Below are 26,056 nucleotides of genomic sequence, written 5' to 3'. Positions count from 1 at the left end.
GGCAATATGAAGAAGAAATATATTATTGGTTCAGCAACCGCAGCTCTTTTATTAGCAGTAGGTGTTGGAGCTTACCAAATAAATCAAAATCAAGAAGTTCCAAAAAATGATAATAAAGTTGCCTATATTGAAGGTGGCGACAAAAAATCAAACACCACAGCAAAATCAGAGAATAAAACGCAAGAACAAATCAATGAAGAAGAAGGCATTTCAGCGGAACAAATCGTGGTTAAAATCACTGATGATGGCTATGTGACTTCTCATGGTGACCACTATCACTATTACAATGGTAAGGTACCGTTTGATTCACTTATCAGTGAAGACCTTATCATGAATGACCCCAATTATACTTTTAACGAAGCAGACGTTGTTAATGAAGTGGCTGATGGCTATATCATTAAGGTTAATGGAAACTACTACCTTTATCTAAAAGAAGACAGTAAGCGTAAAAACGTTCGTACCAAACAACAAATTGAAGAACAAAAGGCTAAGGGAACTCAAGAAGCCGCCCAAAAAAAACATAAATCAGGCAAGAAAAATTCACAAGTCAGCCAAAAGAGTGACGGTCGCTACAGAACGGATGATGGTTATGTCTTTAGTCCAACTGATGTGATTGAAGATACTGGTGATGCCTTTATTGTGCCACATGGCGATCATTTCCATTATATTCCCAAAAAAGATTTATCACCAAGCGAATTAGCACAAGCACAAGCCTATTGGGATAGAAAAACAGGAAAAGTGCCTCAAGTTACCCAAAAGGGAGGCGTGGTACAAAGTTCTGGTAGCCATTCAACAGCTTCAACACAATCTTCTCATACGACAAATCAAGGAACAAGTCAAGGGACTAGAAGCCAACAAACAGAGCAACACTCTAGTCAATCACAAGCATCACAACATTCAACACAAAACTCAGCACAACACTCATCGCAAAACTCTAACGCATCACAACAAACACAGCAACCTCAAAAACAAGAAGAGACTATTGCTGACTTGCTCAAACAACTGTATGCTTTACCTTTAAATAAACGTCATGTTGAGTCAGATGGTTTAGTCTATGATCCTCAAACTATTTATAGTTGGACAGACAGTGGTGTTGCTGTTCCTCATGGTGATCACTATCATTTTATTCCTTATTCTCAAATGAGTCCACTAGAAGAAAAGATTACTAGGTTGTTGAAAGATAACAAGCAATCTCAAGGAAATCCTCAACCGATTGAAGATCACCATCATGAGGGAGAAGACCACAGTAATGATGCAAAAGAAGCTACTGAGTCTGGTGAACAAAGTAACAAAGACATTCTAGATAAGATTATTGGTGGACTTTCAGGTTTTTCATGGGATGATTCCGATGATGAAGAGGATGTAGACAACGAAGCTACTAATGAAGACTCTACGGATGACCAAGCTACAAATAACGAAACAGCTGATGACCAAACGGCTGATCCTCAAACCTCTGAAAATGATAACACTCAAAAAGAGATGAGAGAAGTTGGTCGTCATTTGGTACCAAAAGATGCTGTTTTAGATGAAAGTTATGACTATAAGGGTTGGACAGCACAAGAAATTTATGAAGTTATTCAAGGAAAAGCTATTGTTGAACCAGATGATATGCTGTATGGTTTGGCACTAGCAACCGAGTATAGAGAAGGTGTATTTATCATTCCTCATATTGATCATTATCATTATGTACAATTAAAGTGGATCGATAATGAGCCAGAAATCTTTGAAGTAAGTGATAAAACATATAACTTAAACGAGTATTTAGCAACAGCTAAGTACTATATGGAAAATCCTGACAAGCGTCCTAAAAAAGCTGGCTGGGGTGAAGATGCAGATATTCATAAAGGAAATACTGATAAACATGATGAGGCAGATCATCACCACCATGAAGGCGAAGACCATCATCACGATGAGGCAGATCACCATCATGAAGGCGAAGATCATCACGATGAAGCAGAACATCACCACCATGAAGGTGAGGAAAGTCATCCTGTGACACCAATCTCTGAACGTGAAGGAAAACCAAATTCACAAATTGTCTACTCAGCTAAAGAAGTAGCAGAAGCTAAAAAAGCAGGGAAGTACACTACTTCAGATGGTTATATCTTTGATCCTAAAGATATTATAAGAGATATGGGTGATGCTTATATTACACCACACATGAATCATGAACACTGGATTCCAAAAGCAGATTTATCTGAGTCTGAACGTCAAGCAGCAGCAGAATTTTGGGCTAGCCGCAATAATACTTCAGAGCCAAAAAATAATGAAAGTAAACCTGAGAATAACGATGCTACAGCAAACAACTCACAACTGATAGCATCTAAAGAGCTTGATGCTACTGGTTTAAGCGCAACAGAAATTTTTGACAAAGTAATGCCAGAGAAGATTGTGCCAACAGATAAGATTAAAGGTAATATGTACCATGCGGTAAGATATGTTGGTGGGCAATTAATTATTCCTCATTTAGATCATTACCATAATGTTTACCTTAGCTGGCTAGACGAAGGTAGTTTAATATCAGACGGTTACAGTATCAAAGAACTATTGGCCACAGTTAAATACTATATGGCACACCCAGAAGAAGCTCCAAAAGAAGCTGGCTGGGGAACAGACGCCAAAGAAGAGTCAGAGCCTGGTAATACTGGTATCTGGGATAATAACTATGGTATTGGTGAAGAACCAGATGATAGTGATTCAGAAGCTACAACTGAAGAAGAAGTTGATGACGACGAAGACTGGGTAGAAGAGGAAGATCCATTTGACGCTCAAATGAGAGTTGAAGGGGAGCGTCATGGTTTAAGTGGTGATGACTACTTTAACAAATTATTTAAACTAGCAAGCCGTTATAGTGTTGCGTTGGATAAAATGTCTTACGCTGCTCCTGGACAAGTAACAGTAGCTAAAAAAGACGGCACAACTGTTATCGTAGCCCTTGACACTTTAGAAGAAGTAACACCATAATTTTTAAAAAAAAACTGGGAAATTTCCCAGTTTTTATTTTGTCAATAACCAGTGACAATATGGTCTTGAATAGCTTTTTAGGATTAACAACTGATATCAGCATGTTATAATGAAGAAAGGAACAGTCTTTTATTTAATACCTATGACAAAAGAGGGAAATTTATGAGTGATAATAAACTGTTTATTGAAGAAAGAGGCAGTCACCATTCGCAAACGATTATTTTTTTACATGCTTCGGGGTCTAGTAGTCGAATGTGGCAGCATCATGTTGTCGCACTTGAGAATGATTTCCATTGTATTGTCGTTGACTTACCTGGTCATGGGAATAGTCTTGATGTAGAGTGGACAAGCTTTGATGAGGTGACGGAAATGATTGCACAAATCATCAAAGAGAGAGCGCACGGGAGACCTCATTTGGTGGGACTTTCACTAGGTGGTGGGGTCGTTCTAACCTTGCTTGAGAGTCATGCTGATTTGTTTGAACGAGCAATTGTAGATGGGATGTCACATCGTCCCATTAAAGGGTACTGGAAAGTTATTGGTGGTGTTTATCTCATTTCTTGGCTTAAAAATACACGCATGATTGCTAATATCATGAGAGGCATGATGACAAAAGATGGTGTTCCTGAAGATGAGTGTCAGAGTTTTGTATCTGATTTGCAACACACTTCAAATTGCTCCTTTCGCCGAGCTATGTCACAAGCCAATCTTTTAACATTAGATTTAACATTTTCTAATCCTATTTTTTTCGTCTCAGGTGAGCATGATTCTGAGACAATGCATGAGTCACATAAGTTACTGGCGAGTCAAAATTTAGCCAGTGAATGTGCATATTATCCTAATAAAGGCCATGCCTGGTTATTTAGTGACGTGAAAACACATATTCAGCTGGTAAAGTATTTTTTTAAGAACAGTAGCTTTCCAGAAAAATTAAAACGATTTGATTGAGAGCACTGGGTATATCAACCGAATCTCTATTGAAATATGAGAGAGGTTATATATGCAATTAGTTTAGGATTGTAAAAAAATTGAAGATTAAGAGGTTAATAATGTCCCACCAAGATTATATTGAACAAGGATTAAATGGTATAGCGCCTCTCAAGTTAATTCTTTGTGGAGAGGTTGACGAAAATAAAACCGAAAAATTAGGAGTTGTTTCAGTTGTTTTTGTTACTAAGGATAAGAAACGAGCAAAAGAAAAATTAGAAGAATTGTCGGCATCTCACCCAGATAAATATTATATGGTCTATAGTGTGCCTTTAGATACTGATCTAACAACGTTGGATCACTACCCATCTATTGAGATTTCTCAAACAGATTTATCATAAACACAAAAAACCACCAATTTGGTGGTTTTCTTTTTAATTTTTTATTCTAGTATTAATCGTTTTTCCAAATAATTTTGGAAACGTTCAAATAAGACACATAAAGACCAATAAATAAATGCCACTAAAATGTACATGCTCATATAATCCCATTCACGACCGCCAACAATTTTAGCATTTTGAAAGATATCAGGGACTGTAATCATGGCAGCCAGTGAGGAACTTTTAATCATATCTACCGCCACATTACCAAGTGGGGGAATCGCAATTCGAATGGCTTGAGGTAGGATTACTTTTTTGACAATGGTTCGTTGAGGTAATCCTAAAGCACGAGCGGCTTCCCATTGACCAGAGTCAATGGCTGCAATTGAAGATCGAAAGATCTCTGAAATATAGGCCGAGCTGACACTACTAAAACCAATAAAGGCACAGACCAAAGCAGATAGCTGAATGCCAAAATAAGGTAGGGCAAAATAGAGCATGAAAAGGACAACAATCATTGGGACTCCCCGCATGATTGATATATAAGCTTTGGCAATTGTCTGTAGTAAAAGCGATTTTGAACGTCTCATCAAGGCTAAAAAGAGCCCTAGTATTAATCCAGTAACAAAGCTAAGCCCTGCAATGCCTAGCGTATAAGGCAGTCCAGTCAAGACAAATCCTAAATTGTCCACCATCAATTTTAAGTTAATAAAAGACATTTATTGCTCCTTATTGTGTCAATAAGTTGATGTTATGATTACTCAATGTCAGAAATATCGATTTTTTCTAAATCATAGTCTTTTTCTTTTGAAACATCTTCACCGGCAAAGAATTGCTCAGATAATTTAGTTAGTGTGCCATCTTGACGCATGTCTTCTAAGGCCTCATTCATTTTGGCTTGAAGAGTCGTATTATCTAATTTAAGCGCAAAGTTAGCTTCTGAAGGATTGAAATAAACATCTTCTAGGATTTTAATAGGAAAATCAGCAAAGGCGGTTAAGGCCATTTTTTGGAGGTAGTAGTCATTAATGATAACATCAGTACGGCCATTGGCAACATCTCGTGCATAGACATCATTTGTCACGTTATCGTAGATTACTAACTCAGCACCGTATTTTTTGGCAATTTTCATGTAAGGTGTTGACGCAGCACCAGCAGCTTTTTTACCTTTTAAATCTTCTAACGAGTTAATGCCTGAGTTATCAGATTCACGCACAATCATAGAAGTAAATGAATACTTGTGTGATGTTGTGTAGAGGAATTTTTCGGCGTTTTTACTGTCTTTTTCAATAGAGTAGCCAGCAACATCAATTTGACCATTGTCAAGTGAAGCAAGCATACCATCAATGTTCATTTCGACAAACTCTACTTTTAAGTCTAAACGTTTAGCAATTTCTTTAATAATCTCAACGTCATAACCTGTTAATTCATTATCTTCAGTGTGATAAGATTGAGGGAAAAGAGTACCAGCAGTGGCAACTTTTAAGGTGCCAGATTCTTTAATTTTTTCCCACTTAGCATCAGCTTTCGAGCTAGCATCAGACTCTTTTGAGTTATTAGAGCCACACGCCACCAACAAAACTGCGGCAATCAGAACAACAAGAAGGGAATAGATTTTTTTAGCCATAGGACCGTCCTTTATAAATTTATTATGCATTAATGCATTTACGGATTAATTTTACACTTTATAAGCATAATAATCAATTATTAAAACTGTTATTTTTCTTTTATAAAAATTGTTGTTTTTTTTCGAAGAGTTCTGCTACCGACAACAGTAAGTCTTCACGCCCTTTAGCTGCAATTAATTGAACACCAAGGGCTAACCCTTCTTGGTTTCTATAGACAGGAAGGCTAATACTTGGCTGACCGGCCATATTAGCTTGTTGGGTAAAAGGTGTTAGGTCTAAACTTTTTGCAAACATCTCCCAAACAGCCTTTTTTTGTTCCTCCAAGGAGAAGTTGCGACTACGTTTTAAATGTTCCAGTTCTTGCTTGGTTAGTAGCAACTGTTCATGCTTTGGTGCCACATCAGCTGTCGTTGGCGTTAACAGTAAATCATAGTCTTGGTGGAACTCAGCCATGAGTCGACTGTATTGATCCCATTGAGAAATGGCTTTTGTGTAGTCTTTTGCGGCAACATTATTCCCCATCTGGTAAAGGGCCCAAGACATGACTTCCATATCATCTGTTGTCAAAGGGCGTTTTAAAAAATGTTCAATTCTATCAAACATAGCAGCTGTTTCAACAGAAGTGATTAAATAATAAGTCTGCATGGCTTCAACCCCATCAATGATAGGCTTGTCTATGAGTGTGATGTGATGACCTTCTTGCTCCAAAAAAGCAACAGCTTTTTTCACTGCTTGTTTTGCATCCCAAGAGACCAAACCTCCAATCGAAGATTCAAGTTGAACAGCAATTTTCAGTGGTTTCTTGCTTTTTTGTTGGAAATCCTCCTTAGTCAGTGTTTTTAAAGGAAATGGACTTTCGATCTGGTAAACTTGTAAGCCTTGTAGCAAGTTTTTGGTGTCTCTGACGGTCTTAGTTAGAGCAAATTGAACAGAAGCTCCTTGCCAACCGCGATAGGAACTAGGACCAACAGGAATACGACCTCTTGTGGGTTTTAGGCCGATGAGACCATTAAAAGAGGCAGGAATCCTGATAGAACCACCACCATCACTGGCAGGCGCTAGAGGAATAACATCAGCAGCAACTAAAGCAGCTGCCCCTCCAGAAGACCCTCCAGCATTTCTTGAGAGGTCATCAGGCAAATTAACACTACCATGAAGGGCACTATCTGAAATATTTTTAAAACCAAACTCGGGGGTGTTAGTTCGCCCAAGAATTATAAAACCGAGTTCTTCAAGTTTTTGTACATAATAATCAGAAACTGTAGCACGGTAGTCTTTGAAAAGTTTAGAGCCAGATGTTGACGGTTCTCCTTCTTGTTCTTGTCCTAAATCCTTTAAAAAGATGGGGACACCGGCGAATAATTTGTCTGAGAAATCTTTTGTTTTAGCTTCATGCAAGGCTTTCTCATAGCGTTGACTGGTAATGGCATTTAACTTAGGGTTAATATTTTCAGTTTTTTGAATCACTTCCTTGACTAATTCTAAAGGACTGACTTCTTTGGAACGAATGTTTTGTGCCATTTGTGTTGCATCTATCATGATTTTCCTGCTTTCTAGTCGATTCTTGAGAGTCGTCATATCAATTTTATTATAAAAGAAAGCGAAGGAAGATGCAAAGAGATTAATCAGCTTTTCTATCTTTCTTAAAATTCTTGACAAATATATCGCACCTCGATATAATATAGATAGAAGTACGATATAAAATAATTTAAAGGAGGTAGGATGATGGATGAACGTCTTAAACGAATTTATCTACCAATGACAGAAACGGGATTCTATATCCTTTACTGTCTACAAGAAGAAAGACATGGTTATAATATTACACAAATGGTTAGAGAAATGACCAAAGATGAGGTGATTATTAGTGCAGGCACCATGTATGGTAGTTTATCGAAAATGGAGAGTGATGGGCTTATCGCTTTTTCAAGAGCCCAAGGGAAACGAAAACTCTATCAGATTACACCTTTAGGTCTAGAGATTTTGCAGATAGAGATGAAACGGATTGAAAGAATGTATCATAATATTAAAGGAGAGAATAACCATGACAATTAAAAAAATGCATCGCTTTTTTTCGATGGTTGATTTTTTAGAAGAAGAAAGCTTTTTAGAACAACAGCATCAAAACGGTTGGCGTTTTGTTGACATTAAAGGACTTAATACTTATGTGTTTGAAGAGACAGCTCCAGAAGACTATGTCTATCAATTGGATATCTTAGAACAAACCAGCGATGAAGAAGACTATATCGCTATGTGTCAAGATTATGGCTGGGAGTATGTTTTTAAGTATAACAATTGGTACTATTTTAGAAAGCCTAAAAAAGATAATGATGGTGATTTGACCTTATTTAGTGATACGACTTCAAAATTAAATCGTGCGAAAAAAAGCATCAAATTTCCAACCATCTATGGGATTGTTTTGCTCTTCTTAGCTTATGCCATTTTTGTAAAGACAGGCTTTCAAACATGGGCTGATAAATTTCTCTTGATGGTCTGTATCCTAGCCTTAGTGATTGTAGGAACACAATTATTGAAATATCGACAATTGGTTAAGAAGATTAAAGGAGGTTAAATCAATGGGAAGGTTTAACCAGTTTAACAGATCCCTCATTAATATAGAAGTTTATGGAAAAGTTAAATGAAAAAAACAGAAATTTTTGAAGAAGTCGTTCGCTATTTGAGAGAAGATTCGTCGACGAAAAAGGATATCAAGGGCACTAATCCAGACGATTACCGTTCTTTGATTTCTGATGAGATGTCTGAAGATGATTTTCTCTATCTCATGCATTCTTATATCGCGAGTTTTGGTGTTTTGAGTCATGTCTACTTTGGACCCAAAAAAGTAGAACCTAATGGTTTTAGGCTTCGTCGTATGGATGATGTCTTATACGTTTTATCAGCAAATAAAGATACCAACCTCCAAAAAGGGGATGCCATTGTTGCTGTAGACGATGTACCAATCACTACTTACTATGACAAGCACAAGACTTTTTTCGTTAGTCCAACACCCGAACGACAATTTATGGACTGGGCCATCCTTATCACTAGGGCTAGCCATGTGACTGTTAAAAGAGATGGTAAACCTCACAAGATTTTAGTTGAAAAAACGAAACTACCAATCACCGATAGAGTTTTTGAATGGAAGCAACTGACTGATGATATTGTTTATCTAAAAATGGAAAACTTTTATGATGAATCAGCCATTAGTCAACTCTTTCAAGACAGTCAATCAGCCATTGAAAAGGCTAAAGCACTGATTATTGATGTTAGGATTAATCATGGTGGAACAGATTCCTTATATTTTCCTTTGCTGAAATACGCACTACCAGAAGGAAAACAATTAGATGATATTAATTTTGATGATGATCAGATGGAAATCTTGTATACCAAGCGTAATGTAGCTTTAAGGCTCAAGCAATTTGAAGCTATTTTGGAACAAGAAACGACGACTGAAGAAACAAAACGCTTGATAGCAAGTTTAAAAAAAGAATTGGTTCGTCACCAAAACGATGGCTTCGTGCTTTTTAACGATGATACCGTTTTTCCTGAAATGACTGGCTTAAAATGGCCAGAAAAGATTTTTATTTTAAGTGATGTCTATTGTGCTTCTTCGGGTGATAACTTTGTTCAGATGATGAAAAAATTCCCAAAAGTCACTGTTCTTGGTCGACCAACCATGGGGATTTTGGATTACTCTAACGTTTGTAGGGTTTTACTAGGTGACTATCAATTGGTATTTCCCACTTCAAGAAGTTTAGCCATCGATTCTGGTCAAGGGATGACAGATAAAGGGGTTGAACCAGATATTTTAATCCCTTTTACCCCTCAACATCTTTTTCAAGATATTGACCTAGAAAACTGTTTGAAATTGTTGAAATAAGCATCTAAATTCTCAAAAAATAAGATTTTAATAATTTTCGTTTGTAACCGTTTTAATTAGCATAAAAATAGTTTTTAATCTTGTATAATTACTGTACAGTTATAAGACAAAATGCTAGAATACGGGTGAGAAAGGAGGAGAAACAAACGGGTTAACTATCATTTTGTAATAATTTATTAGAATATTTTAATAAAGTTTTGTTATGGAATAAGAGGAGGATAGAACACATGAAAACATTTAGTCATTCAAGGCCTAGTGGTCTTCATAAATCTATATTCAAAAACTGTCTTATTGGCTTAGTCACTGTTTTAGTTACTCTAATCATTTCTGCTTTCTCACCAAACGCACCAATCATCGGTGAACCGATGACTGTTCATGCTGAAACAACATTTGAACAATTTTCACTTGATGATACTATGCTATCCATTGGAGAGAAAACAACTCTTCACATCACTTTTACTGACAAAGTTGTTGGTCTAGAACCATCTGACTTTAAAACGATGGGCGTTTCTCTCAATAATCTTTCTTCTGTTGATGGTGGAAAGACCTGGACAGCAAATATTGTTCCTATCTATGATTATAGCGGGGAAGGGAAAATTACGTTATTGTCTGGTAGCTATTATAATGGTGTTGACGGTACTCAAGGAAGTAGTAACCTCGTCCAGTTTGTTGTTGACACGATAGCACCCCTTGCACCTACTATCTCTTTTGAAGATCCAGGCGCTGACGGTGTTTATAATCACGCAGAAGTTGGTCCTGACGGCACTATTACTGCAACGGTTAAAGTCCCAACTGGTACAGAAGTTGGCGATATTTTAATGATTAATGGTACTTCTTATACGATTACTCAAGAGATTCTTCAAAATGGTCAAGAAGTAGAAGTGGCTCCAGCTACTACCATTTCTGCCTACATCATTGATAAAGCAGGCAATGAAGGACAAGTAGCGGTAGGTACAGCTGCTCCATATGACACTTCACGACCAAATAATTCGACCACACAACTAATGATTAACGATGTTACAATGGATAATATCGTGACTAGTAAAGAAGCTCAAGCAGATATTGTGATTACTGGTCAAGCTAGTGGCGTATTTATGGCAGGTGATTACATTTCTCTTACTATCAATGATGTTTATTACCAAGGTCAAGTGGATGATAAAGGCAACTTTAGCATCGCCGTTAAAGGTTCTGATTTAGTAGCAGATAGCGATAAAATCATTGATGCTTCTATACTAGCAACTAATACAGTAGGTAATCAAGGGACCGTGATGGCCACAAAATCTTATACGTTGGCGCCTATACCAGAAGCACCGATAATGTCTAATGAAGATCCAGGCTCTGATGGTGTTTACAGTCAAGACGAAGTAGGCTCAGATGGCACTGTGACCGTAACTGTTAAAGCACCTACAGGTACAGCAGTTGGTGATATGTTAACCATTGACGGTAAAGATTATGAGGTAACACAATCTCTTCTAGATAATGGTCAAATGTTAGAAGTTAAGCCGGGTGCCACTGTCACAGCCTATATCACTAATACCTTTGGCGAAGTAGGTCCAATGGCTACTATCATAGTACCAGGCCAGTTTAAGATTCCAGATAATGCTCCAAGTTATGACTTGCCTAAAGGTGAAATTACCGATAAGAAAAAACCAGAATCAAAAGATAAACCAAAGTTAGACCAAAAAAACCAAGAGCAAAAGAATGAGAAAAAAACACTTCCTAAAACAGGTGACGCCACTGACTATCAACCAGTATTTATCGGGTTCGTTCTAGTTGTAATGATAACTTTAGGAAGACTTAAAAAAAGAAACAATTAATGTAGTAATGCTCCTTTGCTTTATGGAAGGATAAAACGACATTTTAAAAGGTTTAGGATTAATTTTAGTCCTAAACCTTTTTGAAAATTTCAATTAAAAATGCTGTCATTAATAAAATATGAGACGATTAAAAAACTACTTCTAATAAAGATTATTTTTCAAAACAATTGAAAAAAAGGGGATAAAAAGGTAGTATAGTAAAGGAACACAAATAGAAGGAGTAGGAAAGACAATGAAGCAAATCACATTTAATTATTCAAAAACATTAGATCAATTTATTGAGCAACATGAAATAGACATGATGCAACCTTATATCACTGTAGCAGACCAATTATTACGTGAAGGAAAAGGTCCGGGTTCAGATTTTCTTGGCTGGATTGATCTTCCAGATAATTATGACAAAGAAGAATTTGATCGTATTCAAAAGGCCGCTAAAAAAATCCAATCAGATAGTGATGTGTTAGTCGTTATTGGTATTGGTGGTTCTTATCTTGGAGCGCGTGCTGTGATTGATTTCCTCAGTTCTTCATTTGTTAATCTCCAATCAAAAGAAGAAAGAAAAGCACCACAAATCCTTTATGCGGGAAATTCTATTTCAGCCAATTATCTAGCAGATTTAGTGGATTATGTCGCTGATAAAGATTTTTCGGTTAATGTTATTTCTAAATCAGGGACAACAACAGAACCTGCTATTGCTTTTCGTGTCTTTAAAGAATTATTAGTTAAAAAATATGGCAAAGAAGAAGCTAATAAGCGCATTTATGCAACAACAGATCGTGTCAAAGGAGCAGTCAAGGTTGAAGCAGATGCAAACAATTGGGAAACATTTGTAGTCCCAGATAATGTTGGTGGACGTTTTTCAGTGCTGACACCTGTTGGCCTACTACCAATTGCAGCAAGTGGTGCAGACATTAAAGCTTTGATGGATGGTGCTGCAAAAGCCCGTCTCGACTACGCTTCAGATAAATTAGAAGAAAATGAAGCTTACCAATATGCTGCGATTAGAAATGTTCTATATAGAAAAGGCTATATCACAGAAATTTTAGCTAACTATGAACCATCTCTTCAATATTTTGCAGAGTGGTGGAAACAATTAGCCGGTGAGTCAGAAGGAAAAGATAACAAAGGGATTTACCCTTCCTCAGCTAACTTCTCAACCGATCTTCACTCACTTGGTCAGTACATCCAAGAAGGTTATCGCAACTTGTTTGAAACAGTTATCCGTGTTGAAAAACCACGTCGTAACGTTACTATTCCAGAACTAGCTGAAGACTTAGATGGTCTTGGCTACTTGCAAGGCAAAGATGTTGACTTTGTTAACAAAAAAGCAACGGATGGTGTACTTCTTGCCCACACAGATGGTGGTGTGCCAAATATGTACATTACATTGCCTCAACAAGACGAATTTACCCTTGGTTATCTTATCTACTTCTTTGAGCTAGCCATTGGTTTATCAGGTTACCTTAATGGTGTGAATCCATTTGACCAACCAGGAGTAGAAGCCTATAAGAAAAACATGTTTGCTCTTTTAGGAAAACCAGGTTTTGAAGAATTAAGTAAAGAACTAAATGCTCGTTTATAATCTAAAAAGTCGTTAGCCAGCTAACGACTTTTTGTGTTGTCAAAATAGGATGAGTGTTGTAATAGTGTCAATAAATCATTTAATAGAGCTTTTTAAATAAACTAAAAAATCAAATTAATGGAATGATAAAAATAAAATTCAGAAAATTATAGAAATTTCTGATAATTTATGGTTTAATATTTCCATAGACATTTAAGGAAAAAGGAGAGATTTATGAAATTAAAACAACGTTTTTCAATTCGTAAATACAAAGTCGGTGCTGTTTCGATTTTATTAGGAACTATATTTTTCGTTAGTGGCGCTGGAACGGTTGCTGCTGATTCACACACAAAAAGTCCATCTGAGATAGCAACTACTACAGAAGAAGTCGTTCAGCTAGAAAAAACAAGCCCAACAAATGAGCTTGATTTAGGTCACACGCAAGCCTCTCAAGTGGCAGAGACTATGCCAGCTAGTGATAGTGAGAAAGAAACTGCTGAGATAATAGAAATTCCTAGTGATGTTGAAAGTGAAGTAGCTCTTGTTGAAAAAACTGAAACTTCTGAGGAAACTTCATCAGATCAACCAGAAGTAACTCCCGTAGCTACCGATCAAACGAGCAAAGAATCTACTCCTTTAGCAGCTAATAAAACACAAGAAACTCCTCAAAATATTGATAGTAATACCATTATTACAGTCCCTAAGGTCTGGAATAGTGGTTATAAAGGTGAGGGAACAGTGGTTTCCATCATAGACTCAGGTCTTGATATTGACCATGATGTTTTGCAATTAACTGATTTAACAAAAGCAAAATATAAGTCAGAAGCAGAAATGACTGATGCCAAAGTAAAAGCAGGTATTGACTACGGGAAATGGTATAGCAATAAAGTCATTTTTGGTCATAATTACGTTGATAATAACGATCAGTTAAAAGAATCAGAAAAAGATTCTCATGGAACGCATGTCACAGGGATTGCTGCAGGAAATCCTAAAAAGGAAAACATCGGCGAGTTAATCACAGGTGTAGCCCCAGAAGCCCAAGTGATGTTTATGCGAGTCTTTTCTGATGAAAGAAGAGGAACTGGACCGGCTTTATATGTTAAAGCGATAGAGGACTCTGTGAGATTAGGTGCTGACAGTATCAATCTTAGTTTGGGAAGTGCTAATGGGTCTCTCATTAATTCTGATTTTCGAGTGATTAAAGCGATAGAAGAAGCAAGAAAAGCTGGGGTAACAGTTGTTATGGCAGCTGGTAATGATGGGACATTTGGTAGTGGTGCTTCACAACCATCTGCACTATATCCTGATTATGGTCTTGTTGGTAGTCCTTCAACAGCTAAAGGAACAATTTCTGTTGCTTCTTACAACAATTCAACAGTTATTAGTCCAGTGTTTAAAGTCAAAGAATTAGAAAACAACAGCCAATTCAATAATGGACTTGTGACCTATGCAGATCCACAACTTAGCAAAAAAACACTGCAAATAGGTAAAGAATACGACTATGAACATGTCGGTCTTGGTAGAGAAGAAAATTATGCTGGCAAAAATCTCAAAGGGAAAATTGCCTTAATTGAACGTGGCGAGTTTACCTTTACAGAAAAAATTGTTACAGCTGCTAAACATGGTGCAGTTGGTGCTATGATTTATAATAATCGTCCAGGAGAAGCAAATCTTGTGATGAGTATTGAAGAGTCAGCTTATGTCATTCCTTCTCTCTTTATTCAAAAAGAATTTGGTGATGAGTTGGCTAAGCATCATTACAAATTAATTTTTAATAATTTAAAGGCAAAAGAAGCTAATCCAGAGGCAGAAAGCTTATCTAATTTCTCAAGTTGGGGCTTAACTGCTGATGGCGAATTAAAACCTGATTTAGCTGCACCAGGAGGCGCTATTTACTCTTCTATCAACGATAATGAGTATGCTATGATGAGTGGAACAAGTATGGCTTCTCCACATGTTGCTGGAGCAGCAGCTTTAGTGAAGCAATATTTGTTAAAAGAGCATCCAGAAATGACTCCTGATGAAGTGGCTAAAAATGTCAAACTTCTCTTGATGAGTACTGCTAGACCTCATTTTAATAAAATTACAAATGCCTACACATCACCAAGACAACAAGGGGCAGGTATTATTGATGTTGCAGCAGCCATTCAAACGAATCTTTATTTGACAGGCAATGGAGACAAAGATGGTAGTATCACTCTTGGTAATGTCAAAAATAGAATAACATTTGATGTGACTTTGCATAATATTGGTGATACAGATAAGGAATTAGATTATACAACTTATCTTAATACTGATTTGGTCAATGAAGGCTTAGTTACCTTATTACCTCTACAAATACAAAGTGTACCAGGTCAAAGAGTTCGTGTTGAAGCCCACAAAACAAAAACAATTACTATTGATATCGATGCCTCGTTATTTGATGGACCTTTACGTACTCTAATGCCAAACGGGTATTTCTTAGAAGGTTATGTCAGATTTACAGATATTACTGATGGTGGTGAAGTTGTCAGTATTCCTTATGTTGGTTTCAACGGTGAATTCCAAAATCTTGAGGTTATCGAAAAACCTATTTACGATATAATTGCCAATGATGAAGATGGTTTTTATTTCAGTCCACAGGAGTCTTTAGAAATTCCTAGCTCTGAAAATTACACAGCACTTGTAACAACCACATCAGATACTCTTGTTACTACAGGAGAAACAACAGCAGTTGATATAAAAGTGTTAGGAACTTACCAATCTGACGACGGTGCCTTTATTCTGAAATTAGATGACAGTGGTAAGCCACATTTAGCCATCTCACCTAATGATGACCAAAATCAAGATTCATTTGCCTTTAAGGGTGTGTTCTTACGTAACTATAATAACTTACGTGCTAAAGTGTATCATTATGATGACAAAGAAAGAAGAACACCTATTTGGACAAGTTCAGCCCAAAACGGTAATAAGAACTACTATAGTGGTAATCCTAGAAATTCTCTTTCTACCTTACTGGTTGAAACTGAGTGGGATGGGACAAACTCTGATGGTTTACCTGTAGCAGACGGCAAATATCAATATGTCTTGTCTTACTATTCTGATGTTCCTGGTGGTAAAAAACAGGAAATGGCATTTGATATTATCCTTGATAGACAAGCACCAACTATAACAACAGCAACTTATGATAAAGCTAGCAGAGTCTTTAAAGGTCGTCCAGCTCTGGAGCACGGTGAGTCTGGTATCTATAGAGAACGCCTCTTTTATCTTCTTGCTGATCAATATGGTCACTATAACGAAAGCTATAGAAAACAAGGCGAAGAAGGCTTTATCGTCTTAGATAATAAGATACCTGTTGAACAACAAAAAGACGGTAGTTTTATACTACCAAAAGAGTTGACTGATTTTTCTCATGCCTACTATGTCGTTGAAGATTACGCCGGTAACCGTGCCATCTCTACCTTGTCTGATTTAATCAGTATTGGAAATGATAATGGTTTAATTGCTATCAAAGTATTTAGTGAGGAACTAAATAGTGAAGTCTCAGTTGATGTTACCTACTCAATCAGAGACTCAAGTGGTCGTCAAGTGAAAAAACAATATCATAAAGGAGATTTAAATCTTGTTAAATTACCATTTGGTACCTATACTGTTGATTTATTCGTTTATGATGAGGAACGAGCACAGTTAGTCAGTGATAGAAGTGTCACCCTTACTATCTCTGAAAAAGAGAGTGTTAAAGATGCTATTTTCAAAGTAAAAGTGTTATCAAAAGCATCTCTTCTGATTGATTTTGACAAAGAGTTACCAACAGGTTCTGAAGTACGTCTAACAAGTGGTGAAACAACAAGTATTGTATTACCAAACTCAACTTATTCACGTTCAGACTATGGTAAGTATGTGCCGACAGGGGATTATCGTTTAGCTCTAACCCTACCAGCAGGCTATGAAGTTTTAGAAGATTTAGCAACTTTAACAGTTCCTGTTATTGAAGATGAAGTAAACATTACAAAACTTACTCTCATTAACAAAAATCCTTTAATTGAAGTTGTCAATAATCAAACTGATGTGCCTTTGACTGCTACTTTCTACAATGCTAGTGAAGCATTAAGAAAAGCTTACTTGCTAAGTCTTGGAAAAGCACAAGAGTTATTGAAAAACAAGGCTCCCCAATCTGATATTAACCAAGCAGTTAAAGAATTACAAACTGCTCAACAAGCCTTAAATGGACAAGAAACAACTCTTGTAGCGTTATCAGAAGAAGTTTCAAAAGAAACAGACGTTAAAGATAGTGCTCTTTATGTTAATTCAAGTTCAGCAACAAAAGAAAACTATGATAAGCAGCTAGCGATTGCAAAACAAACACTGCAAAAAATGAGAGTCACTCAAGTTGAAGTGAATGCCGCCTTAGAAAGTCTAGCCAATGCTAGGGAACAGCTAACTGGACAAGAGACAAATAAGTCAAATCTAAGTGATTTGGTTTCAAAGGCACCTGACTTTAAACAAACATCAGTGAAATATCAAAATGCTAGCAAAGACAAAAAAGAAGCTTATGATCAATTATTACAAGAAGCAAAAGTTCTCTTAGCAAATGATAAAGCCAGTCAAGAACAAGTAGATACCCTCTTTAATCGTCTTAAAGCAGCTGCTGATAGCTTAGATGGACAAGAAATAAGAGAAATCAAGGTACCAGATAAAGCCCCAAGTTATGAGTTACCAGTTTCTGATTTTGTTGCAGAGACTAAGGTACCGGACAAAGCGCCAAGTTATGAGTTACCAGTTTCCGACTTTGTTGCAGAGACTAAGGTGCCAGACAAAGCGCCAAGTTATGAGTTACCAGTTTCCGACTTTGTTGCAGAGACTAAGGTACCGGACAAAGCGCCAAGTTATGAGTTACCAGTTTCCGACTTTGATCCAGAGACTAAGGTGCCAGATAAAGCGCCAAGTTATGAGCTCCCAGTTTCCGACTTTGTTGCAGAGACTAAGGTGCCAGACAAAGCGCCAAGTTATGAGCTCCCAGTTTCCGACTTTGTTGCAGAGACTAAGGTGCCAGACAAAGCGCCAAGTTATGAGCTCCCAGTTTCCGACTTTGTTGCAGAGACTAAGGTGCCAGATAAAGCACCAAGTTATGAGTTACCAGTTTCAAGCTTTAGTCCAGAGACTAAGGTGCCGGACAAAGCGCCAAGTTATGAGTTACCAGTTTCCGACTTTGTTGCAGAGACTAAGGTACCGGACAAAGCGCCAAGTTATGAGTTACCAGTTTCCGACTTTGTTGCAGAGACTAAGGTGCCGGACAAAGCGCCAAGTTATGAGTTACCAGTTTCAAGCTTTAGTCCAGAGACTAAGGTGCCGGACAAAGCGCCAAGTTATGAGTTACCAGTTTCCGACTTTGATCCAGACACTAAGGTACCGGACAAAGCGCCAAGTTATGAGTTACCAGTTTCCGACTTTGTTGCAGAGACTAAGGTACCGGACAAAGCGCCAAGCCATGAGCTCCCAGTTTCTGATTTTGTTGCAGAGACTAAGGTACCGGACAAAGCGCCAAGTCATGAGCTGCCAGTTTCCGGATTTGATCCGGACACTAAGGTGCCGGACAAAGCGCCAAGTCATGAGTTACCAGTTTCCGATTTTGTTCCAGAAACTCAGTTACCGGATAAAGCTCCAAGCCATGAGCTCCCAGTTTCCGACTTTGTTGCAGAGACAAAGGTACCAGAGGTAGCGCCTACTGCAGATGATAAACCAGCTTTTGAAGGTGAAATGATTGATAAGGGTTCAACTACTGTTCCAACGCCAAATCAATCAAGTGAAAAAGAGGTACTGACTTCTTCGAAAACTCTTATCGATTCTACTAATGGTGTTAGTGTTATTCTTGAAGAAGGAGAGCTAGCCTCCATTGTTGGTATCAAAATTACTCATAAGGAGACTTCGGATGCACAAACTCCAAGTGTCTTAGCATCAGAAGATTATGACTTGTTTGATATTATTTTATTAGACAAAGACGGAAATAGTCTTCAGCCGACCAAAGATACTCTTGTTATCTTACCAGTTGATGACGGAAAAGAAGTAGCACGTGTTGTTTATTTACCAAATACGTCTACTGAAGAGTCACTAGAGTTTACATCAACTAACTATAGAGATGAGAGTGGTCAGTTACATCAAGCTGTTGTTTTTGTCGCTAAACACTTTAGTGATTATGGATTGGTGTATAAGAAAGAGACTGTTTCAACAACAGACAACCAACCAACGCCATTGGCAGTAAATACTAAACAAGATGCCCCTTCTTCAACTCAAGCATCAGCTTCTACAACTGCTAAAGATGGTAAAACACTTCCTAAAACAGGAGATGCAGATACCACATCAGCACTGTTGGGCTTAAGTCTAGTAGTTGGAGGATTGGGAATAGCAACATCTTATCGTAGAAGAAAAAATTAATAAACCTTGAGTAGATGATAGTTTGACTAATATCTAAAAGGTATAAAAAAACACTCTGATAGATAGACATTTAAGTCTTTCTGTTAGAGTGTTTTTTATTATGTTAATCTTAAATATTTTTTACCTAGTGGCACTAGAAAAAAGTTTGTTATATAATAAAAATATAAACTAATACATAATACTACTGATATTAGATTTAACCATGATCAACATAATAGGTCATTTGTAAACTAAATGAGAAAAAAATGAAATATCGATTAATTAGTTACACTGTTATCATTTTACTTTTGGTATCAGGATGCACAAACACTCAAAAAAATCAAAAAGCTACTAGTAAAGAGAGTCAAACAACGCAGGTAAAATCAAGTGATAAGTCAAAAACGATCGACTTATCTGGAACGTTTTATGCAACCTCAGGAGAGAGTGCAACTCTTAAATCATTAAATGAAAATAAGTGGGAGATAGCTTATTCAACATTAGATGGTGATGTTTCTGCTATTTTTGAAACAAAATGGGAAAAATCTGATGAAATGAGTAAATCAGAAACACCAATGACAAAATCAGATGGCTATTTAGGCTTTACAATTATTGTCGAGTATAAAAGCAAAACTGATATCAAAATAACGATGACCGATGGTAATCCTAGTCATCAAATGGTATTCACTAAAAAAGAACCTAGTGAACTAGAAAATTATGACCTTGTTTTGCAGGGTGATTTAACACCATTTGAGGGACATTTTTCTACTGATGCGTTTAATAGAATTGTAGCAGATTCAGGCTTTACCTATGGTGGCTATACTCCTGATGATTATTTTAATGACAGAACTACGGTGTTTCCTACCATTAAAAAAGATGGGTATTGGAATGGTATTTTATCCCACGGGAATTTTGCCATCAGTCCTTCTAATTTACCGACTAAAAAAGATGGTTATTATGTCGTTCACTTGTACGGTACTAATACAGGAGCAAACAATGCCGAAATGACCTTGTTACTTGTGCCACCAAAGATAAAAGGGCCAGATGGCATTGTCAGTCAAGAAAGACGTGCCTTTATGGAAGGTGTTGATGGCAGTCTTAATCTATTAGAGTATCTTGAAAAAGATTGGTGGAAAGCCTATCAAACGCAAGAAAAAGATTTAGATATCGAGGCTATTAATAATGGAGATTTCTCTTCTCTAGTGGGAACTTGGAAAAATGGCAAAGGCAATACTCTTGTGATATACGAGGATGGTTCACTTAATGATGATGCACAATTATATGCTGTTCAAAATTCGGGTGAAATCAGTAAAGTACCATATGCAAGCATTAGTTATGGATATACAGGGGCAGCACTTGGGTTATATAAAATTGGTTTTAAAAACCCTGATGGGGATCAAAGTGATACTAGTCGTCCTCGCCTGATAATCTCGCAACAAGGAGGAAATTACTCGGCAGATAGCTATTATTATAGTGAGTAAAACCTTTAGTGGCAGATTGAAAAGTGAGTTGATAAAATTAATTATTTTCCCCCAAAAAAATTTAAATTTTTATTGACAAGTCATTGTTCGTATGCTAAGATAGGAAAGATAAAAAAATAGAATAAAAGTAAAGGAGAGGCGAATGTTTAATCACTTAAAGCAAACAATTATCTTTGATAGTTCAGCTTTTGGTCATGGTCGTCTCTTTTCTATTTTCAAATCATTCGTTTTACTGGTACAAATGCAGTACCAGTTATTTAAAGCTTTTTGCTTTTCTATTTTTATTTTTGATAATTTTACTGTTACCAGTTCTGCTTTGGCACTTTAGCCATTAGCATTACTGGTTTTTTTATGTCCAAAAAGTCATTATAATCGCATATTGAAATGAAAGGATTGTCATGCAAAGAGAACGATTTACTATTATGAAACATAATAGGATTGCAAAAGATGTCTTTCAATTAGAACTATCTGGTGATGTTAGTCAAATCAGTGCTCCAGGTCAATTTGTTAATCTTCAGATTCCAGGTTTTTACCTACGTCGTCCCATTTCCATCTCTGATTGGACAATTGATGATGAGGCAAAGAAGAGTCGTCTATTTCTCATTTACAAGGTGGTAGGAGAAGGAACAAACAAGCTCTCTCAGTTAGCAATTGGAGAAGAATTGGAATTGCTCTTACCGCTTGGGACTGGTTTTGATGTGAGTAAAACCACGTCTAACACAGTTCTGTGTGGAGGTGGTGTTGGGGTTCCTCCCTTGGTTGCTCTTGCTAGACAGATGATTGCAGCGGGTAAAAAACCTCAAGTATTGCTAGGATTTAACAGTAAAGAAGACGTTTTTGGATTGACTCTTTTTCAAGAACTAGGGATTGAACCACTTGTTACGACAGTTGATGGTAGTCAAGGCATCAAAGGCTTTGTCACTGATGTTTTAAACAATCTAACATTTGATTATATCTGTTGTTGTGGGCCAGAAGGAATGCTAAAAGCAATTCATGACTTCTCATTAGTAACTCCTAAAGGTGCTAGTGAGGATATGTCAACAAGGAGTCAGTCTCTTCAAACACAAAACACCATTGATGGTCAGTTTAGTTTGGAAGCACGCATGGCCTGTGGTTTTGGTGCTTGTATGGGCTGCTCGAAAAAGACAAAAACAGGCTATAAGAGAATTTGTAGAGAAGGGCCTGTCTTTGAAAAATCTGAACTGGTATGGGAGGTGACAAAATGAATACAGAAGTTACCTTAAGTGGGATAACCTTAAGTAATCCCATTATTCCAGCAAGTGGGACCTTTGGTTACGGCAAAGAATTTGCTGATTTGTACGATCTTAATATTCTGGGGGCCATCTCTTTTAAGGGAACAACTAAAGAAGCACGCTTTGGTAATCCCTTACCACGCATCGCTGAATGTCCGATGGGATTGATTAATTCTGTTGGTCTACAAAATCCTGGTGTGGAAGCTGTTATCAATAAAGAGTTACCGGAACTCGCTAAACATTATCATAAACCACTCATCGCTAATATTAGTGGCTTTTCGATTGAAGAATACACTTATTGCGCTGAGAGGCTTGATAAGCAGGACCAAGTTAGTCTTTTAGAAATCAATGTTAGTTGTCCAAATGTTCATAACGGAGGGATGGCTTATGGCGTTTCTCCTGACAGTGTTTATGATGTGACAAAAGCCGTTAAGGATGTTACCACAAAACCTATCTACATTAAACTTAGTCCAAATGTTACTGATATTACAGAAATTGCTAAGGCTTGTGAGGCTGGTGGTGCTGATGGCTTAAGTCTGATCAATACCTTATTGGGAATGAGAATTGATACTAAAAGTCGCTCTTGTGTGATAGCCAATAAAATGGGAGGATTTTCAGGTCCAGCTGTTTTCCCGGTTGCACTTAGGATGGTTTATCAGGTGGCCCAATCAACACAGCTTCCAATTATCGGTATTGGTGGTGTCTCATCAACCAATGATGTGATTGAAATGATGATGGCGGGTGCAAGTGCAGTTCAGATAGGGTCAGCAAATCTAATTAACCCTTATATCTGTAAAGAAATTATTGAGGAATTGCCTACCAAGATGGCAGAACTAGATATTACCAATCTATCAGATATTATTGGTGCAGCTTTATAATCTAGCGATGATGAAATGAATTTTAAAAGGAGGTAAACCATTGATGTTAAAACAGATGGATAGAGCTGTGATTGTTGCTCTTGATTTTCCCAACAAAGAAGAGACGCTTGCCTTTCTCGATCAATTTCCTGAGGAGAAGCTATTTGTCAAGGTTGGGATGGAATTGTTTTATAGTGAAGGGCCAGCTATTATTAAAGAAATCAAGTCTAGAGGTCATCAGATTTTTCTGGATTTAAAACTACATGATATCCCGCATACTGTCGAACAGGCGATGAGTGTTTTAGCCAATTTGGAAGTAGACATGGTCAATGTTCATGCCGCAGGCACCATTGAGATGATGGCAGCCGCCTTAAAAGGCTTAACCCAGCAAACAAATAAGCGCCCACTTATCATAGCAGTGACCCAGCTGACCTCGACAGATGAAGCAAGAATGAAAGAGGAGCTTTTGATTTCGTCCTCACTTGAGGAAACTGTTAAGGTCTATGCTCAAAATGCCAAAAGAGCTGGACTTGATGGTGTCGTTTGTTCACCTCACGAAGCACCAGTGATTCACCAAGTTTGTGGCAAAGACTTTTTAACGGTGACACCAGGTATTCGTTTTAAAGATAGTCAAAAAGATGACCAAGTGCGAATTACAACACCGCAACAAGCGAGACAATTAGGGTCAGATTTTATTGTGGTTGGTAGACCCATTACCAAAGCAAAAGATCCTGTCTTAGCGTATCAAAATTGTTTGAAAGGATTTTTAACATCAAAAAAGGAGGAAGATGATGACAAAAGACCTGGATAAAACCATTGCTAGGGGTCTCCTAGAAATCAATGCTGTTTTTCTAAGACCTGATGACCCTTTTACTTGGGCTTCTGGTATTAAGAGCCCTATCTACTGTGATAATCGGTTAACCCTAACCTCGCCAGAGATTAGAACAAGGATTGAAGAAGGCTTGGCAGAGATCATTAAGACCCAATTTCCAAGTTGTGAAGTCTTAATGGGGACGAGTACGGCAGGAATTGCTCATGCTGCTATCGTTGGCCATTTGTTAAACTTACCAATGGGCTATGTAAGAGGCTCAGCTAAAGGACATGGTCGCACTAACCAAATTGAAGGCAAGTTGGTACCAGGTCAAAAAGTGGTGGTGATTGAAGATTTAATCTCAACTGCTGGTTCAGCCATAGACACCGTAAACGTTTTAAGAGAGTTTGGTGCCGACGTTTTAGGGATTGCTAGCATCTTTACCTATGGTATGACCAAAGCAACTGAGCGCTTGAGAGAAAATCAAGTCATCAATCATAGTCTCTCTAATCTTGATGTCCTACTAGAGGTTGCTGTTGAACAACAAAACATCACCCTAGACCAAAAAGAAAAAATAGTCACTTTTAGAAACAACCCAACAGATGATTCATGGATGAAAGGAAATAAGTAACCAATGACAGCTATTAGAAATCTTATCAACATTACCGATTTAACCGTACAAGAGATTGATCAGTTAATTGCAACTGCAGATGATATCGTCGCAAATCCTAAAGACTATCAAAGCATTTGTGCACATAAAAAATTAGCCACACTCTTTTTTGAACCAAGTACAAGAACAAGATTGAGTTTTGAAGCAGCTATGCTAGAACTAGGTGGTAGTATTCTAGGCTTCTCATCTGCCAACTCCAGCTCAGCAGCTAAAGGAGAAAGTGTGAGTGATACTGTCCAAACGGTAGGTTGTTATGCTGATATTATTGCCATGCGCCACCCCAAAGAAGGCGCACCAATTGTTGCTTCGCAAAGAACAACTGTTCCGATTATCAATGCTGGTGACGGTGGGCACTTCCATCCAACACAAACACTGACGGATCTCTTAACCATCAATCGTAAAAAAGGCAGACTGTCAGATATGACGGTTGGTGTTTGTGGCGACTTAAAATTCGGTCGTACCGTTCACTCACTCATTGAAGCTATGCTTCGTTACCCTAATGTCAAATTTGTCCTCATTTCTCCACAAGAATTACAGGTTCCTGACTATATGAAAGAAAAAATGACTCAAGCAGGGGCTGAGTGGGAAGAAGTTGAAAAATTAGAAGATGCAATGGCCTCACTTGATATTCTTTATATGACACGTGTTCAAAGAGAACGTTTCTTCAATGAGGCCGACTATATTAGATTAAAAGATAGCTACATCCTTGATTTGGAAAAATTAAAAGTCGCTAAAGAAGATCTAACCATCCTACATCCTCTACCAAGAGTTAACGAAATCTCTGTAGAAGTAGATAAAGACCCAAGAGCTGCCTATTTCTTTCAAGCTTTGTGTGGAAAACATATTAGAATGGCACTAATTCTATTCTTATTAGGTATTGAAAAACAGGCATAACAAACGAGAAAAATGAAGGAGACAAAGAAATGAATATTGATGGCATTAAAACAGGGATTGTGTTAGACCATATCAAAGCAGGCAAAAGCATGGAAATTTATGACTTGTTAAAATTAGACAAATTATCTTGTGGAGTTGCAGTTATTCAACGTGTTATGAGCACAAAATTTGGCCGTAAAGATATTATCAAAATTGATGAAGATATTCCGTTAAACGTTGATGTTTTAGGTTATGTTGATAGTAACATAACAGTTAATCGTATTAAAGAAGGCAAATTAGAAGAAAAGGTACACCTTTCTTTACCAGAAACACTGACCGATGTAATCAAGTGTAAAAACCCTCGCTGTATCACCTCTATCGAGCAAGAAATTGTCCAACAATTTAAGTTGGTCAATAAAGAACAAAAAGTTTACCGTTGTGTCTATTGTGACGCAGAGCAAGTTACTGCTTAAAAAAACAAAATAGCTTTCAATCACTAGTACTAACTAGTGATTTTTTATTGTCAAAATTAGGAATTATAAGAACAGAAAAAAAGAAAAAATATGATAT

At 37.3% G+C, this 26,056-nt stretch carries 20 protein-coding genes and 1 pseudogene; 18 read left to right on the top strand and 3 right to left on the bottom strand.

The window, feature by feature from the left end:
* Positions 1-6: 6 nt before the first annotated feature.
* The 3 genes from JHK62_RS03955 (at position 7) to JHK62_RS03945 (ending at position 4,292) form a co-directional block, all read left to right on the top strand.
* The gene (locus JHK62_RS03955) at positions 7-2,964 is read left to right on the top strand and encodes a pneumococcal-type histidine triad protein (RefSeq protein WP_199575390.1); all 2,958 of its coding nucleotides are present in this window, start codon (positions 7-9) and stop codon (positions 2,962-2,964) included.
* A 162-nt stretch (positions 2,965-3,126) separates the two neighbouring features.
* Positions 3,127-3,912, top strand: a complete 786-nt coding sequence (locus JHK62_RS03950; RefSeq protein ID WP_199575389.1) for an alpha/beta fold hydrolase — start codon at positions 3,127-3,129, stop codon at positions 3,910-3,912.
* A gap of 101 nt (positions 3,913-4,013) precedes the next feature.
* The gene (locus JHK62_RS03945) at positions 4,014-4,292 is read left to right on the top strand and encodes a hypothetical protein (protein WP_199575388.1); all 279 of its coding nucleotides are present in this window, start codon (positions 4,014-4,016) and stop codon (positions 4,290-4,292) included.
* A 41-nt stretch (positions 4,293-4,333) separates the two neighbouring features.
* Here the strand turns inward: JHK62_RS03945 and JHK62_RS03940 are convergent, their stop codons facing one another.
* From JHK62_RS03940 to JHK62_RS03930, 3 genes are all read right to left on the bottom strand, one after another.
* Complete coding sequence (locus tag JHK62_RS03940; RefSeq protein ID WP_199575387.1) at positions 4,334-4,990, bottom strand: amino acid ABC transporter permease; 657 nt, start codon at positions 4,988-4,990, stop codon at positions 4,334-4,336.
* A 38-nt stretch (positions 4,991-5,028) separates the two neighbouring features.
* Positions 5,029-5,898 carry a transporter substrate-binding domain-containing protein gene (locus JHK62_RS03935; RefSeq protein ID WP_199575386.1) on the bottom strand — a complete coding sequence of 290 codons (870 nt, stop codon included), beginning with the start codon at positions 5,896-5,898 and terminating at the stop codon, positions 5,029-5,031.
* Between the two features lie 100 nt (positions 5,899-5,998).
* Positions 5,999-7,438, bottom strand: coding sequence for an amidase (locus JHK62_RS03930; RefSeq protein ID WP_199575385.1), 1,440 nt, complete (start codon positions 7,436-7,438; stop codon positions 5,999-6,001).
* Between the two features lie 186 nt (positions 7,439-7,624).
* Between JHK62_RS03930 and JHK62_RS03925 the strand changes: the two genes are divergently transcribed.
* The 15 genes and pseudogenes from JHK62_RS03925 to JHK62_RS03860 all read left to right on the top strand — a co-directional run bounded on the left by JHK62_RS03925 (position 7,625) and on the right by JHK62_RS03860 (position 25,959).
* Entirely contained in the window at positions 7,625-7,951 is a 327-nt protein-coding gene (locus tag JHK62_RS03925) for a PadR family transcriptional regulator (RefSeq protein WP_199575463.1), read from the top strand.
* On the top strand, positions 7,941-8,468 hold the full coding sequence (locus JHK62_RS03920) for a DUF2812 domain-containing protein (RefSeq protein WP_199575384.1): 528 nt from the start codon (positions 7,941-7,943) through the stop codon (positions 8,466-8,468). The genes JHK62_RS03925 and JHK62_RS03920 overlap by 11 nt, the downstream gene beginning before the upstream one ends.
* 66 nt (positions 8,469-8,534) lie before the next feature.
* On the top strand, positions 8,535-9,776 hold the full coding sequence (locus JHK62_RS03915) for a S41 family peptidase (protein WP_199575383.1): 1,242 nt from the start codon (positions 8,535-8,537) through the stop codon (positions 9,774-9,776).
* Positions 9,777-10,003: 227 nt separating this feature from the next.
* Positions 10,004-11,593, top strand: coding sequence for an Ig-like domain-containing protein (locus tag JHK62_RS03910; RefSeq protein WP_199575382.1), 1,590 nt, complete (start codon positions 10,004-10,006; stop codon positions 11,591-11,593).
* A 232-nt stretch (positions 11,594-11,825) separates the two neighbouring features.
* Positions 11,826-13,175 carry a glucose-6-phosphate isomerase gene (locus tag JHK62_RS03905; protein ID WP_199575381.1) on the top strand — a complete coding sequence of 450 codons (1,350 nt, stop codon included), beginning with the start codon at positions 11,826-11,828 and terminating at the stop codon, positions 13,173-13,175.
* A gap of 213 nt (positions 13,176-13,388) precedes the next feature.
* Positions 13,389-17,804 (top strand): annotated as a pseudogene (locus JHK62_RS03900) (S8 family serine peptidase); the annotation flags it as partial.
* Between the two features lie 1,086 nt (positions 17,805-18,890).
* Positions 18,891-19,565 (top strand): LPXTG cell wall anchor domain-containing protein, encoded by a 675-nt coding sequence (locus JHK62_RS07960; protein WP_343044345.1) that lies wholly within the window; start codon positions 18,891-18,893, stop codon positions 19,563-19,565.
* A 245-nt stretch (positions 19,566-19,810) separates the two neighbouring features.
* A complete protein-coding gene (locus JHK62_RS03895) occupies positions 19,811-21,022 on the top strand; it encodes a DUF6287 domain-containing protein (protein ID WP_213087399.1) in 1,212 nt (403 codons plus the stop codon).
* Between the two features lie 142 nt (positions 21,023-21,164).
* Positions 21,165-21,350 carry a hypothetical protein gene (locus tag JHK62_RS03890; RefSeq protein ID WP_199575379.1) on the top strand — a complete coding sequence of 62 codons (186 nt, stop codon included), beginning with the start codon at positions 21,165-21,167 and terminating at the stop codon, positions 21,348-21,350.
* Positions 21,351-21,444: 94 nt separating this feature from the next.
* The gene (locus JHK62_RS03885; protein WP_246447883.1) at positions 21,445-22,248 is read left to right on the top strand and encodes a dihydroorotate dehydrogenase electron transfer subunit; all 804 of its coding nucleotides are present in this window, start codon (positions 21,445-21,447) and stop codon (positions 22,246-22,248) included.
* A complete protein-coding gene (locus JHK62_RS03880) occupies positions 22,245-23,153 on the top strand; it encodes a dihydroorotate dehydrogenase (RefSeq protein ID WP_199575377.1) in 909 nt (302 codons plus the stop codon). Before JHK62_RS03885 ends, JHK62_RS03880 begins: the two co-directional genes overlap by 4 nt.
* A 43-nt stretch (positions 23,154-23,196) precedes the next feature.
* Positions 23,197-23,943 carry an orotidine-5'-phosphate decarboxylase gene (pyrF, locus tag JHK62_RS03875; RefSeq protein WP_281389891.1) on the top strand — a complete coding sequence of 249 codons (747 nt, stop codon included), beginning with the start codon at positions 23,197-23,199 and terminating at the stop codon, positions 23,941-23,943.
* Complete coding sequence (gene pyrE / locus JHK62_RS03870) at positions 23,921-24,574, top strand: orotate phosphoribosyltransferase (protein WP_281389889.1); 654 nt, start codon at positions 23,921-23,923, stop codon at positions 24,572-24,574. The genes pyrF and pyrE overlap by 23 nt, the downstream gene beginning before the upstream one ends.
* Before the next feature lie 3 nt (positions 24,575-24,577).
* Positions 24,578-25,507 (top strand): aspartate carbamoyltransferase, encoded by a 930-nt coding sequence (gene pyrB / locus JHK62_RS03865; protein WP_199575376.1) that lies wholly within the window; start codon positions 24,578-24,580, stop codon positions 25,505-25,507.
* Between the two features lie 29 nt (positions 25,508-25,536).
* Complete coding sequence (locus tag JHK62_RS03860) at positions 25,537-25,959, top strand: aspartate carbamoyltransferase regulatory subunit (protein ID WP_199575375.1); 423 nt, start codon at positions 25,537-25,539, stop codon at positions 25,957-25,959.
* The last annotated feature ends 97 nt before the right edge of the window (positions 25,960-26,056 follow it).

Source organism: Streptococcus pacificus (assembly GCF_016481305.1).
GTDB lineage: Bacteria > Bacillota > Bacilli > Lactobacillales > Streptococcaceae > Streptococcus > Streptococcus pacificus.
The sequence above is the reverse complement of the archived record's forward strand: the minus strand, read 5'-3'. Positions and strand labels throughout refer to the sequence as shown.